This is a genomic window from Pantoea sp. CCBC3-3-1, from assembly GCF_007981265.1.
In the GTDB taxonomy this organism is placed as follows: domain Bacteria; phylum Pseudomonadota; class Gammaproteobacteria; order Enterobacterales; family Enterobacteriaceae; genus Erwinia.
In genome coordinates this window covers 3743942-3756940 of record NZ_CP034363.1, presented here as the reverse complement: position 1 = coordinate 3756940, position 12999 = coordinate 3743942, and the positions used below count along the sequence as shown (strand labels likewise).

Sequence of the window (12999 nt, the reverse complement as noted above, 5' to 3'; positions counted from 1 at the left end):
TTTCACCTTAAATATCTGGAAATGCAGTGAGAATATAATAGAGTTTTCCATTATACTTTTGAAACTCAATAACAACTCTCACATTCGTCATTACTATTCGCCGATCGCTGCCACGTTTGAACCCATAGCCAACAATCTTACCAACTGGATGGCGAAGGGTAAGCCTTGCGCCGTGTTTTCCTCCTGCCAGTACAGTTTTAATGGTACTTCTGTTGGCGAAAAGCGCTTTAGAAATTGCGTCTTCAGCAATACGCACATCGATAAAGGTTGTCGAAAGCTGTAATCGTTTATTCGTTCCAAACCTGGCTAAAAGCTCGCTGTCGCTTTTCCCTATATGTGTGGAAAGGGTATGCCCACCCGGTTTGAAACTTGTGGCTGATTCATGCTCACGCAATCTGATGCGCCACTCCTTATTGCCGCAACGCGGGCAGCTCCCACAGCCAGTGCAAATCCTAATGGCACTGCAATATCTACAGTCATGCCAATTTTCATTGCAGTATCATCATCGGCACCAAAGGATTTTGCCATCGCAGATGCTGCTTTATATGTGGCTGTGCGCGTATCATTTCCCGTAATGATCTGCTTTGCAGCAGTATTAATACTATCAAGACTATGTGCTCCCACAACAACACAGCCTGCTTTAGTCAATCCGGTTGGTTCCGGTGCAATACACAGCGCAGTAGCGCCCGCAAGCTCCAGCGTACCCATGACAAGCCCAAGCCCACCGTATAAACGATTACTGAGCGTTTCACCTTCCGTAACGGATTTATCAGACAGTGCAGCAGCAAGCTGAACCGGGGACATCACGATCTTCATGCCATCATCCATAATGGAGCCTCATGTGATTAAAAAATATGCGCCCGAATGGTATCCGCATTTCAGGTGTCAGCTCTACCGATAGCTAAAAAAAGATTTTATGGGAAGGTGTTTTTCTTGTTCTTTAATTATTTAATTTTCTAATTCAACTAATCACTGGTGCCTGAGAAGGCGCCTAAAAATTTTTCTCATTTTATCGGCTCATTTTTTCATTATCTAACAACGCTGATTAGTAGAAGGAGGGAGCTGGTATGGATAATGCTCAGCAATGATGTCGTTCATCTTCTCTACTAACTCAGGACGCTTGAACGTGAGATGCGCAATGCCTTTCTGAAAGTAGCGGATAGTGAAGTACGTATCGTTATAAACATCCTTATCAGGGTTATCACGGATGTAATTCATCAGGTTGCTGCAAATATCGGTACGATTATCGGGTATCGCCTCGACATCCAGTAAAAACAGCGTTCGTTCTTGATCCGCCAACTGGTCGAGTTCATCAGCTCAGTGTATTCGGCGATCACTTCAGGTTCTATTTGCATGGCAAAAAATTCTCAATCAGCAAATGCCCCCGCCGGTAATGATGCGAAACGCTTTGCCGCACTCGTTGCCTGGCGTCATCGGTGGAAAATTGATAAGCATCGCAAAAGTCTTAAAATTACAGAAAACAGACTAATTCTTTACATGATTTTATCATTTATGTTAAAAATGTTTCGCAAGTTTTCTCAATGTAAACAGATTATAAGGATGTTTTATGGCTACTTTCTCATCTCTGGTGAGTCAGACCCATCGTTTCGATATTACGCTCGACGCCCCTTCGGTGCAGTTCGGCGGTATCGATCTGCTGGTGGAAGAATTGCCGGAAACCCTGTACTTCGCCAGCGACTGCGCTTCAACCGCAGCGAGCGTCAGCACCGCGTCTACCGCGGGTTGCGGCAGTATCGCTTCGGCTGGCAGCATCGGCACCATGGGCAGCATTACCAGTAGCGGCGGTTGATCTCTCTGTACGTAACCGGCACGAAACATTGTGCCGGTTAACTTCCTGACACTTTCTCGCTGGCTTCTAATTAATGATCAAGCAGGATGACATCACTCTGGCTATTCAGCCCGCAGACAGACAAGCGTTGCAACAGTGTCCGCCTGGTCGACAGCCGCTGTTGCAGGTCGAATCGTTAAATAAATTTTATGGCAATGTTCAGGTGCTGCATGACATTTCGCTACAGATAAATCCTGGCGAAATTATCGGTCTGGTAGGGCCGAATGGCGCGGGCAAAACTACGCTGATGGAGACTCTTCAAGGGTTACACTCTTTTGCTGGCGGGCAGATTAGCGTCTGCGGGGAAGATATCCGGCAGGGACTGAGCCAGGGCATTAAGCAGCAGTTGGGCGTCGCGCCACAGTTTTTCAGTTTGCCGTCGCTTCTGCGCGTGGAAGAAATCCTTTCGCTTTATCAGGTGCTTTATACAAACGCGCTCCCGGTTGAAGCGCTGCTCAAAGCCGTGGCGCTGGAAACCCAGCGCAAAACGCGCTTTTCCCGCCTTTCGGGCGGACAAAAACGGCGACTGGCGCTGGCGCTGGCGCTGGCCGGCAGGCCGAAGCTGCTGCTGCTGGACGAGCCAACAGGTGATCTCGATCCGCAAAGCCGCCGTTATATCTGGCGACACATTATCGAAAATGTTCGCCACTCGGAGATGGGCGTGCTGATCGCTACACATCAAATGGACGAAGCGGAAATTCTTTGTGACCGGGTGATGATTATCAATCACGGCAGGCTGCTGGAGAACGCCAGCCCGCAACAGCTTATCGATCGCTATTGTCCGGGCCACCATATTCATTTCTCCGTGCCGCAGGCGCTGGCGGAAAAATTCGTCACACCTTTTCCCGGCGCGACGCAGCAGATTGATGAACATAATCAGTCATTTAGTCGCTTACATATTCCAGTCAGTGAGCTGACGCAGGTGCTGCCGCGGGTCATAGCGCTGTCGCAAAGTCTGAACTGCGAACCCGTACAACTTCAGGTAAGTAAAAACACGCTTGAAGATGTTTTTATCTCTCTGACCGGCGAGACATTAAGGGATTAACCATGAGCCATAGCTGGCAGATTTACCGGCGCTTTTTTGGCGCCAGCGTCAAAGAGTATCTGCGCGATCCGTTATCAACGTTATTTTCCTTTGTTTTACCTCTGTTTTTTATTTTCACCTTTGGCATTACGGCGAAAATCATCAACAGCAATCCACAACAATTTGCTATACAGGTGAGCGTAGTGGGGGAGTCGCCTGAAGCCGAAGCGCTCTGGCGGCAGCTGCGCGACGCGCCCGGACTGGCGGTTCAGCGCCAGCTGAGAAGCGACCCGCAATCGCTGGTGCGCGACAATGAGGTGCAGGCTGCGGTGAGCTGGGATCAAGCCCGGCAAAGCCCGACGATTACCACTACCGAATCGATGCGTTCTGCCGCGCAGCTGGTCTTTGCTGCGCTTACGCGCCAGACGGCGGATGCTTCTACTCCGGTACGGTTTGTCTCGTTGGAAAATCAAAAGTTTAACTATTTCACTTTTATCTTTCCGTCTCTGCTTACGCTGGCTTTATTACAGGTCGCCCTGTTCGGCACAGCGACGCCGCTGGTCGCTGCGCGCGAGAAGGGAATTTATCGTTACTATGCGGTTATTCCTTTGCCGCGCTGGATTCTGCTGGCGTCACAGGTAAGCGTGCGGCTGGTGATTTCGCTCATTCAAATTGCGTTACTGATGGTGGTCGGCAACCTGGCATTTGGCTTTAGCGTGCAGCAGCCGCTGCTATTTGCCCTTTTGCTGGTGACCAGCGCGCTGTTGCTGGTCAGCTTTGGCTATGCCCTGGCCGGATTATTCCGCAGCAATACTCTCGCCACCATTTTGCTGACCCTGCTTAATTTTTGGTGCATGTGCTTCGGGCAGCTATTCCTCGATATCAGCATTTTTCCTCCGCTCAAATGGTTAATTCTGACTACGCCGGTGGGATTCGTCTCCGACGCGCTTCGCTTTGCCATGAACGGCAGCGAAGGCGTATTTCCTTTTGCCGCCAACTGCGCCGGTATGGCGGTATGGGGCGTCATAACATTGTTTGTTGGTATCAGATGGTTCCGTTTTCAGCCTAAACAATCTTAAATAACAGGTCCAAAGATGAAAAACAGGTCAGCATCCTGGCACTTTTATAAGCTCTATATCGGTAGCCACTACGATGGAATGGATTTTCTGATTGCTGAGGGTTTGACTCCGGCGCTGGGGCAGGCTCCTGATTCACCCTGGTTCTTTCTGCGCTATTTCGATGAAAAAGGCCTGCATCTGCGAGTACGTTTTTTACTGCAGAACGAGGATCGGAACCGGGAAGCAACTATTTATGCTGCATTACATGATGCGCTTAACCGGTTACCGCATCGCCCGACCAGCCAGTGGACGCCGCTGGTGAGCTTCAGTGCTATGCCGACGTTCCCTGAACACCAGTTACCTATCCATTGCGAACGTGCGGAGTATCAACCGGAAACGGAAGTTTATGGCGGCGAAACGGGGATAGTTATTGCCGAGACGCTGTTTCACCATTCCAGCGAACTTGCCCGTGCGATTCTGCAGGCTGAATCCACTCATGCCGTTTCACGCAAGGATTTCGTCCTGCCGCTGATGCTTGCGGCACTGGAACGGTTTGTTCCGACCAGCAAGCACATCGCATTTCTGGACAGCTATGCCACCTTCTGGCTGGCGGGTTCGCCAGATATCGGCATGATGAAAAACACGTTTACCGACCGGGCCTGGGATCTGATTGATGAAAACGTGGCGTTGTTGTCGCCACAGCTGCGCCAGCAGGCGCATTGCGCGGCTTTACTGGCGCGCTGGCAATCCGCGCTGGAGCAAACTCGCCGTAGCTACGAGCGGCATTGCGAACGCTACAACGAGGGGCTGGCGGAAAATCTGGCCTTCCAGTTTATGCATTTGATGAACAACCGTCTCGGCTTAAGCACGCTGGACGAAGCGTGGCTGGCAGTGTTGCTGAGCAAAAGCCTGGAAGGTGGTGTTATTCATGCATCATCATAATTTTGCCGTTTCCGCCGCGATGCGCCGAAAATATCCTTTTATGTCGCTGATTTCGCCGCTGGCCGGGGTCGTGGGCAGCGTTTATCCGCTGGAACCGCAGGAGCTGCACGTGCCACGCTTCCCGGCGGTGCTGTCCAGCCTGGGCAACCTGTCAATGCCGTATCCGCATATTATCGACAACCTGGGGAATGATCTGCAAACCATCGCGCTGGCTGGCTGCGGCGCCGACGAACAGGTTGATATGGCGATTGTCCGCTCCGTTGCCGAGGCGGCAGAGCGTTATGCGACCTGCGTTTATCATCCGCAAGATGTTACCGTCACCAGCTTTCGTGAGCTGGGCGCTGAGGGCGTGGCTGCCAATACGCTGCCTTGCTGCAGCGAGCAGGAGCTGGCAGATCCGCTTTGTCCGGTGAAGCCAATCGATGACAGCCAGCCTTTGCGCTGGGTTGAAGGCTACTCGCTGACGGCAGACCGCCCGCGCAAAGTGCCGCTAATTATGTCGCATCTTTACGTCCGGCCCTGGGAAAGCGAGCTGTTTTGGCTGCCCATTTCCACCGGCGTCGCGGCTCATACCGATCTGACTATGGCGACCGTTACCGCGATCAACGAAATCATTGAGCGCGACGCGATCGCCCTGACCTGGCTGCTGCAAATGCCGCTGCCGCGTATTCGCTTCGATCAGCCCGTCCCGGATCGCCTGCAGGATAAATTTTCCCGTCTGGCGACCAGCGGACTGGAACAGCTCTTTTTCGACGCGACCACCGATGTCGGCGTGCCGACTATCTATGGGCTACAGCTGCGGCCCGGCCACCCGACCTCCGCCCAGTTTGTCAACTGTTCAACCAGTTTCGATCCCTGGGATAGCTGCGGCAAGATTATTCGTGAAAGCGCGATGGGCCGTTCGGTGCTGGAACACCAGATATCGGTGCCGCAGGATATGCGTGATTTTATCGCTCTGGAACACGGCGCCGTTTTTATGGGCCGGGCGGAACAACGTCCCGCCTTTGATTTCCTGACCAATAGCCGCGAGGAAGTGGCGATTAGCCAGCTTCAGGCGGACTTAGCCCATCAGCCGGCCGCACAGTTGAAGCAGCTGGTCGCCCGTTTTCGCCAGCTTGGCATGGATGTGGTGATCGTAGATATGACCACGGATGACCTGCGTGAGGCGGGGTTGCATGTAGTGCGTGCGGTAATCCCGGAGTTATTGCCTATGACGCCAAGCTATCGCGCCCGTTATCTCGGCCATCCTCGTTTGCTGCAACAGCGGCAACAGCTGAGCGAGCAAACAGGCCACAAGGTCACGATCAATCCGTGGCCGCAGCCTTTTGCCTGAAGGAGAGTTGCCATGATTATTGTCAGTGAGACAGCGTTTGGTCATGAAGTAGCCGGGTATCTGTGCGGCCAGCAAGGCTTTACGCCACTGACGCTGACCGCCGCGCTGGACTATGCCTGGAGCAATAACGAAACGCCGTTTGTTGGCATTGTGCTGGCTGGCGGTGCGCCGTTGAAGCTTGAACAGCTTACTGCCCGGCTACTGCAGGCGGGAATACCTCATGCCTGCGTGGTGCTGAGCGATCATCAGTTGCGCTGCGGCCCGCTGGTGGTGCCAGGCAAAACGGCCTGCTACGCGTGTACGACGAAGCGTCTTCTTAGCCTGGTGGAAACGCCGCGAACGGCGATGATGGACCTCAATCTACAGCGCTTTCACGAACAGCAGCCGCATAACGCTTTACGCGGCTTTACGCCTGCGCTGGTGATGATGGCAGGTTTACGTTTAAAGCAGTATGCCAGCTTGCCGGAAGAGCAGTTTGGCAAATTGACGGCGGTCAGCTTCAGCAGTAATCGCACCTCCAGCAGCCATGTCGTAGCGCTGCACGGCTGCGATTGCCGCGGCAGCCGTCGCGTCTCGCAGGCGCAGGGCACAGCCTTGCTGGCCAGCCACCTGAAGGGAGTCCTGCAGTAAATGAAAACCACGCATATGTCGACGCTGCTGTCAGGCGCGCAATTCAGACAACATCGCGATCTCTACGCCTTATTGCCGCAGCGGCCAAAGTTGATCCCTGAACTGATTTTTATCCCGGAAAATGCCACTCGGGTAGCGGTTTATGGCGCGCACCAGGCGCGTGTTTTGACTTGCGCGCAGGGCATCAGCGCGTTGCCAGCATTCCTTGAGCGCCTCAACGGCGACAATGAACTGGAAAGCGTGCTGGCGGGCGATGCGTTGCTGAGCAGCGATAACGCGCTGGGCATGCTATCACTGCTGTTTCGCTACGGTTTTCTTGAAGAGGGCGAAGGGCTTGATGCTGAGGATCAAAGCCCGCTCGCCAGCTACTGTGGGCGTCTGGTTGATAATACTCGTCTGCATGCCAACCGCAGCGCAGCGCTGAAGTCCGCCCGCTGTCGTCGGCTGGTGCTGGTCTGCCCGGAAGACGTAGAGCCTTTGCTGCGCCAGGCGCTGGAATCCCTTGTCGCCAGTATTGATGTTTTGACGGAGCCGCAGCAGTTAGCTTCCCACGCCTGGGATGATGCGCTGGTGATTTTTGACGGCAGCGCGGCCGATGCGATGCGCCAGGCGTGTGCAGATGCACTGCACCATGCCGGCGTGCGCTATTTTAGCTGTTTCATCGGCGTCGACTGCACGCTGGTCGGCCCGCTAACTTTGCCTGGCATCAGCGCCAGCTATCAGTGCGCGCATGCCCAGTGCGAGCTGCCGCAGCCTGCCAGCGATCGGCAAGAAGTGGCGTTTCGCGCCGTTCATGCGGCCCATGAGCTGGGGCAGCTTCTGCTTGGGCTCTCTGCAGAAAGCTATCTCAATAAAGTTTTCGCCCACAGTCATTTGGGCATAGGGGCATACACGCTCGCCAGTAAGATTGCCCGGATACCCGGCACCCCGCTCGGCGGCCTGGCCGGTTCGTCTTATCTGCCGCCGGAAAGCGCGGAATTTACCGCCTGGCTGCATCATACCGGCACGCGTCTGCCGCCGCGCGACTGGCTGCCGCCGCGCAGCCACCAAATGCATTTTACCCTTGATAACCTTAACCGCCATGCTTCGCAGCCCACCAGACTGCACGGGCAGCAGCATCTGGATCTGCCTGTCGGCGCATTTGCGGAATCGCCCTGGCTTCGGCAGCCAGCAGAGGTTCAGCCGCTGACGCTGGCCACGCTCGGCTGGCTGCTGCGCCATGCCACGGGCTATCAACAGCTCGATGACGGCACGCTGCGCCGTATCGCGCCCAGTGGCGGGCAACTGACTTCATGCGACCTGTTTGTGGTGGTTCGGCAGCCGTTGCCTGGTTTGCCCTGCGGCGTCTGGTTTTATCGGGGAGAAGAGCAGCAGCTGGTAAGCCTTACAGGCATTGATCTGCTGCAGATGGAGCGGCTGCTGCGTCAGCCGGAAGAGCCGATATCGCTGATTGTCAGCGCCAACCTGCATCGCGTGCGGGGCAAATATAACGATTTCAGCTACAACATTATCAATCTTGATGCCGGAGTGGTGAATCAATATTGCGCGCTTTCCGCCCAGGCGACGGGATGGTCGCTGCGGGAAGACCACCAAATCGATCTGCGCTGGCTGGCGACCCTGCTGTTCTTTAACGAACAGGAAAATCCTCATTTAATTTGCCAGGTTATGCATCTGCAGGGTTCGCCAGAGCCGGTGACAGCCTTGCCGTTTCCCCGCTATGAAACCGCCACCGGCATAGCCGCGGTCAGCCATCGCCCGCACGACGGGGCTTTGCAGGCGCTCTCCCCGGTTTCTTACGCATCCCTGATGCCGTTCAGCCGTGACGAAAAGCTCTCTTCGCTGCTGTTGCGTCGCCGCGCGCAATACGAATACGCCGATTTGCCGATGCAGGAAAAGCTGCTTGAAGCTTTGGTAGCCGTTTGCCATACCGGACTGGCGCAGAGCCGCTCGCGCGGCATGCCTGCTTTATCTATGGAGCCATGGCTATTGCTGCCTGAAGCCAGCGGCGAGCTTGCCGCAGGGATCTATCAGTGTAGCGGTGCCGGACGCCAGCGATGGCGCAGGCGCGACAGGAACTTTAGCCGTAAACACCTGAGCGACTGCGTCAATCAGCTCGCCTTTCATAAGGCTGGCGCTGTGTTGGTATGGATCGCCGATCTGGAAAATACGCTGCAGGAGCACGGCGCGGCAGGCTACCGCATGCAGCTACAAAATGCGGCCGCAAGCGCGGTACAGTGCTGGCTGGCGGCGCTAAACTGCGGTCTGGTCGGCACGCTGGCGGGTGGGGTAATAGAGGAAGGACTAATACGCCATGGCGGAGCCGATGGCTACCGTGAAGCACCGCTATTTTGTCTGGTGCTGGCAAATCCATTGCCGATGGAAGCTGACTAAGATGCTGCCCGTATCCACGCCGTTGCGCTTATATGATGATGTAAAACTGGCTTCGCCGCAGGGCGATGTCGCGCTGTTGCTGCGGGAGAACAGCAATGCGCCGCTAAAACTGAGCGGCGTCTCTGCCCGGCTGGCGCAGCAGTTGCTGGTGGGAACCTCTTTAGCCGCCTTACAGGACGAGCTGGCGAAACACTACCCGCAGGCCACGCCTGAACAGTGTCAGCAGGCGCTGCACGCTTTTTTGCAGCGCCTGCGGCAGGCCAATATGATCGACGACGGCGCAGAGCGTCCTGCTGTAACGAAAGTGGCCGGGCGTATTCCGCTGCCCAATCCGGATGCGGCGGCGCGCCGGATTGCCAGCCTGCTGCAACTTGTTCCGCACTGGCTGGGACGCAGCCTGCTGTGGGCCGCAGCGTTGCTGGCTTTATGGCAGGCGGCAGCCAGCCTGCCAGCGCTGAACATTTGGCTCATGCAGGGAGAATGGCAGGGCAGTCAACTGCCTGTCATGCTGCTCGGCATGCCGCTGTGGCTATTGTTGCATGAGATGGGGCATGCCGTGGCCTGCCGTTTTTACGGCTGTCCGGTTCTGGGGGCCGGATTACAGTTTCGCGGCTGGTGGCTGCCTTCCGCTTTTGTTAACACCAGCGCGATTGCGCTCTATCCGCAGCGCAAAGTGCAGGCCACGGTGGCGCTGGCCGGGCCGTTAGTGGATCTTTTGTGCCTGGGGGCGCTGGCCTTCTTATGCGCGACCGCCGTGGCCGCCACGGTAAGACCTTTGCAAATGCTGGTGCTTATCGGATTTTTGTTCAACCTTACGCCTTTCCGGCTTTCCGACATGACCCGGGCGTTTCAGGCGTTCGCGCAGCGCGACGCCAGTGGAAAAAACTTGAACTGGTCTGCCGCCGGAAGGTCTTTGTTTCGCAGCTACTGTCTGCTTTACGGCATGGTAATGGCAGGGCTGATGGTCTGGGTCAGTATGATTAGCTGGCAGCGCATAGCGGGCTGGCTGGCGGCAGGAGCAGAGGTATGATGCTTTTTTCTCAGCCCGGCCTGTTAGTCGCGCCGTTCATTTTGCTCCGTATCGCGGGCTTGCCAACGCAATATGTCAGTAAATTGCCTGACGGCCTGCTGGCCGTTATACAGCAGCAGCAGCGACAGGAACCGCGCTGGCAACAACTCAGGCAGACCCTGATCGAGAGCCTGTACGCGCATGTCGCACTGCCTGCGGCAGACAATGTTCGTAATGAACTTATTCGCTACCGTCGTCATCTCTATAACGGTCGCCCTTTCCTGCTTTCTGAAGAGGTGAGCGCCTGGCTGGCACATTACGACGACGTTACGCTGGCGCAACTTGCCGAATGGCAGGCGCTGAGCGAAGAGCGGCGGCAGCTGAAAGCAACCTTCAGCCAGTGCTGGCAGCAGGTCAGCGACCTTACCCGCGAAGCATTAACCGATGCCGCCGACGAGCCGGCAATGTGCCGTGCGCTTACTCTCGCGTCTCCCCGACTACTGGCGGATCTGGCGCAAAACTGGCAGGCATGGCCAGCGAAAAAACGGCGGCGGGTAGAGCGCTCGCTGTTTGCCTATATGATCCGTGCTGCGGGTAAAATTAGTCCTTTCAGCACATTCGCCTCTTTTATCCTGCTTCCGCTGGCTAATAGCGCAACTGGCGCCAGCCTGCAGACCACCAACTGGCAGGTGGCGACCACCATCCGTCTTAATCGTTCGATCGCGCTGGCGCTGCGCGAAGCGCTGTATTCCCAGCATCTGCTGGCAGAGCGTGATCTGCCGCTGAGCCTCAATCCCTCCCTACAGCGGATGTCCGCCAGCCAGCTGCGCGGGCATTTTTACCGCTACGAAAAACGGCGCGGTCTGTTATGGAACGAAGAGCAGCAGTTTGCGCTGAGCCTGGAGCCGCAGGACGTAGACGCCATCCTGACGGCACGTAGCGCACAGCGCTGGAGCGAATGGCACCAGCATTTTGTCGCAGCAGGCATAGCGCCGCAGTCGGCAGAACGACTGTTGCGCAAGCTGATACGCAAAGACGTGTTGCGTCCGCAATTACAATGGAGCGCGCATCATCCAGCGCCGTTAGCGGCTGTGCTTGAGCTGCTGCCGGCAGAGCTGACCAGTGAGGCGTTAAGTCTTTTGCCCGAGTTGCCGCGCCAACTGCGTAAGGCGAAAGACACAGTCCGTATCGAGCTTTTGGCGCAGGCGCAGCAGACGCTAAACGAGAGCTGGCAGCGGCTTACCAGCCATCAAATGCCAGAAATCCGCAATCTTGTGTATGAAGATGCCTGGAGCGAGGGAATCGACATGACGTTGCCGGATGCCTTCGTGCCTGATGTGCTGGCCCGGGTAGCAAGAGTGGTGGCGAAGCGCGCGAGTCTGTCGCTGGAATACCTCTGGCTTAGGCAGGCTTTTCTGCAGCGCTATGGTGAGGGCGGCGTATGCGAAGATATTGGCTTATTTTTACAGGAAAGTTGGCAGGAGTTTATCCATTTCAGCCAGCAGCTACTCTCACAGCCTGCCGCCGCAGTTGCCCGTCTGAGTTATAAAGGCATCGACCCGGCGGCACTGCGTTTGCCGGTTACGCTATTTTTGCAGCTGGAGGCCAGCGATGTCGGAGAGCTGCACCAGCGCCATGGCAAAGTAGTGATTAATAATGCCTATTCTCGTATTGCCTGGCAGCTGGCACGCACTACGCTAACCGACGATGGTGGCGCTGATGCACGGCGTGATCAACTGAAACTGTGGCTGCAGCAGGTCGCCGCGCCAGCGCTGCCGTTAACGTTCAGCTTCAGCGGCGAATCCAGTAATTTGCAGGCTCAGGCGCGGCTGGCGCAACATCATCTGTGTTTGAACGAGCCGCAGCAGGTGGCAGACGATCTCGTGCTGGCTCAGATCCACCTGTGCCACGATGCGGCAAGCGGATTGTTGCATTTTAAGGACCAGCAAGGGCAGGCATTGCAGCCCTTCTATCTGGGAGCGGCCACGCCGATGATTGCCTGGGGCACAAAATACCTGCTGACCGTGCTGGCTGAACCTGTACAGATAGGTCGTCCTGCCTGGAGTCAGCTGATGGCCTCGGAGCAGGACGACGATTTTCGCCATGCACCAAGGCTGGAAGAAGATAACTGCGTACTGATACGTGAAACGTGGTGGTTACGTACCTCGCGGATTTTCCGGGAGTTCTCCGGACAACCCGTCGTCGATCACCCGATGCTTCTACTGGAACTGCTGCTTAAGCAGGGCATTCCGCCAGACAGCTATGTCAACGGCCAGTATAACGATAGCCTCAGTTGGCAGGCCTTCAACAATGACAAAATTCGTAAACCAATGTGGTGTAGGTTGGGCAATACACACTGTCTGGACCAACTGCTTCTGCTGGCGCGAAAGGCCGACTGGCTGGTTTTCCGCGAAGCACTTCCCGCCCCGGAAAATAGCTGGATGCAGATGCAGGAAAATAATTATGTGGCGGAGATTCATAGTGAAATGGTGATTTCCGGCAACAATTTCGATCTATCCCTGATGTTCCCAGAACAGGAGAAACATAATGCATAAAGTCTCAAATTTATTAATTTTTATCGGCCTTGTCAGCTTTGCAATAGCTTTTGGTCTGAACCTTTACGCCAGCTATGCCACCAGTCATATCAACAGCGCGCCACTGTTCACTGGTAACTGGTGGGCGCGCTGGTTCCCGGTTTATGCCTCGGGCATTACGCTGCTGTTTATTGGTCTGGTGTTGCGTCTGACCGGCGGAGCACGTTAA

12 protein-coding genes and 1 pseudogene are annotated in these 12999 nt (G+C 55.6%); 10 read left to right on the top strand and 3 right to left on the bottom strand.

The genetic code is table 11. From position 1 onward, the window contains the following. Positions 1 to 7: 7 nt before the first annotated feature. The 3 genes and pseudogenes from EHV07_RS25225 to EHV07_RS17550 all read right to left on the bottom strand — a co-directional run. Positions 8 to 394: an RNase A-like domain-containing protein gene (locus EHV07_RS25225; RefSeq protein ID WP_371419647.1), complete on the bottom strand. Its 387-nt coding sequence runs from the start codon at positions 392 to 394 to the stop codon at positions 8 to 10. Next, entirely contained in the window at positions 331 to 828 is a 498-nt protein-coding gene (locus EHV07_RS25220; RefSeq protein WP_371419646.1) for a hypothetical protein, read from the bottom strand. Before EHV07_RS25220 ends, EHV07_RS25225 begins: the two co-directional genes overlap by 64 nt. 204 nt (positions 829 to 1032) lie before the next feature. Beyond that, positions 1033 to 1305, bottom strand: a pseudogene (locus EHV07_RS17550) (DUF4942 domain-containing protein); the annotation flags it as partial. Positions 1306 to 1567: 262 nt separating this feature from the next. Here EHV07_RS17550 and EHV07_RS17545 point away from each other — a divergent pair. The 10 genes from EHV07_RS17545 (at position 1568) to EHV07_RS17500 (ending at position 12999) form a co-directional block, all read left to right on the top strand. Then, a complete protein-coding gene (locus tag EHV07_RS17545; protein ID WP_147199370.1) occupies positions 1568 to 1810 on the top strand; it encodes a hypothetical protein in 243 nt (80 codons plus the stop codon). 73 nt (positions 1811 to 1883) lie between these two features. After that, positions 1884 to 2894, top strand: coding sequence for an ABC transporter ATP-binding protein (locus EHV07_RS17540; RefSeq protein ID WP_147199368.1), 1011 nt, complete (start codon positions 1884 to 1886; stop codon positions 2892 to 2894). A 2-nt stretch (positions 2895 to 2896) separates the two neighbouring features. Continuing rightward, entirely contained in the window at positions 2897 to 3952 is a 1056-nt protein-coding gene (locus tag EHV07_RS17535) for an ABC transporter permease (protein ID WP_147199366.1), read from the top strand. Positions 3953 to 3967: 15 nt separating this feature from the next. Then, positions 3968 to 4873: a thiopeptide-type bacteriocin biosynthesis protein gene (locus tag EHV07_RS17530; RefSeq protein WP_147199364.1), complete on the top strand. Its 906-nt coding sequence runs from the start codon at positions 3968 to 3970 to the stop codon at positions 4871 to 4873. Continuing rightward, positions 4860 to 6206 carry a YcaO-like family protein gene (locus tag EHV07_RS17525; protein WP_147199362.1) on the top strand — a complete coding sequence of 449 codons (1347 nt, stop codon included), beginning with the start codon at positions 4860 to 4862 and terminating at the stop codon, positions 6204 to 6206. Before EHV07_RS17530 ends, EHV07_RS17525 begins: the two co-directional genes overlap by 14 nt. Before the next feature lie 12 nt (positions 6207 to 6218). Next, positions 6219 to 6836: a hypothetical protein gene (locus tag EHV07_RS17520; protein ID WP_147199361.1), complete on the top strand. Its 618-nt coding sequence runs from the start codon at positions 6219 to 6221 to the stop codon at positions 6834 to 6836. Then, positions 6837 to 9227: a hypothetical protein gene (locus EHV07_RS17515; protein ID WP_147199359.1), complete on the top strand. Its 2391-nt coding sequence runs from the start codon at positions 6837 to 6839 to the stop codon at positions 9225 to 9227. Then, positions 9160 to 10257, top strand: coding sequence for a PqqD family peptide modification chaperone (locus tag EHV07_RS17510; RefSeq protein WP_168199646.1), 1098 nt, complete (start codon positions 9160 to 9162; stop codon positions 10255 to 10257). Before EHV07_RS17515 ends, EHV07_RS17510 begins: the two co-directional genes overlap by 68 nt. Next, the gene (locus tag EHV07_RS17505) at positions 10254 to 12791 is read left to right on the top strand and encodes a lantibiotic dehydratase (protein ID WP_147199355.1); all 2538 of its coding nucleotides are present in this window, start codon (positions 10254 to 10256) and stop codon (positions 12789 to 12791) included. The genes EHV07_RS17510 and EHV07_RS17505 overlap by 4 nt, the downstream gene beginning before the upstream one ends. Further along, a complete protein-coding gene (locus EHV07_RS17500; protein ID WP_147199353.1) occupies positions 12784 to 12999 on the top strand; it encodes a hypothetical protein in 216 nt (71 codons plus the stop codon). The genes EHV07_RS17505 and EHV07_RS17500 overlap by 8 nt, the downstream gene beginning before the upstream one ends.

Excerpts from the sequence above, each read along its gene's own strand:
- EHV07_RS25220 (WP_371419646.1), bottom strand. The coding sequence starts at position 828 with ATGGATGATGGCATGAAGATCGTGATGTCCCCGGTTCAGCTTGCTGCT.
- EHV07_RS17545 (WP_147199370.1), top strand. The coding sequence starts at position 1,568 with ATGGCTACTTTCTCATCTCTGGTGAGTCAGACCCATCGTTTCGATATT.
- EHV07_RS17540 (WP_147199368.1), top strand. The coding sequence starts at position 1,884 with ATGATCAAGCAGGATGACATCACTCTGGCTATTCAGCCCGCAGACAGA.
- EHV07_RS17535 (WP_147199366.1), top strand. The coding sequence starts at position 2,897 with ATGAGCCATAGCTGGCAGATTTACCGGCGCTTTTTTGGCGCCAGCGTC.
- EHV07_RS17530 (WP_147199364.1), top strand. The coding sequence starts at position 3,968 with ATGAAAAACAGGTCAGCATCCTGGCACTTTTATAAGCTCTATATCGGT.
- EHV07_RS17525 (WP_147199362.1), top strand. The coding sequence starts at position 4,860 with ATGCATCATCATAATTTTGCCGTTTCCGCCGCGATGCGCCGAAAATAT.
- EHV07_RS17520 (WP_147199361.1), top strand. The coding sequence starts at position 6,219 with ATGATTATTGTCAGTGAGACAGCGTTTGGTCATGAAGTAGCCGGGTAT.
- EHV07_RS17515 (WP_147199359.1), top strand. The coding sequence starts at position 6,837 with ATGAAAACCACGCATATGTCGACGCTGCTGTCAGGCGCGCAATTCAGA.
- EHV07_RS17510 (WP_168199646.1), top strand. The coding sequence starts at position 9,160 with ATGGCTACCGTGAAGCACCGCTATTTTGTCTGGTGCTGGCAAATCCAT.
- EHV07_RS17505 (WP_147199355.1), top strand. The coding sequence starts at position 10,254 with ATGATGCTTTTTTCTCAGCCCGGCCTGTTAGTCGCGCCGTTCATTTTG.
- EHV07_RS17500 (WP_147199353.1), top strand. The coding sequence starts at position 12,784 with ATGCATAAAGTCTCAAATTTATTAATTTTTATCGGCCTTGTCAGCTTT.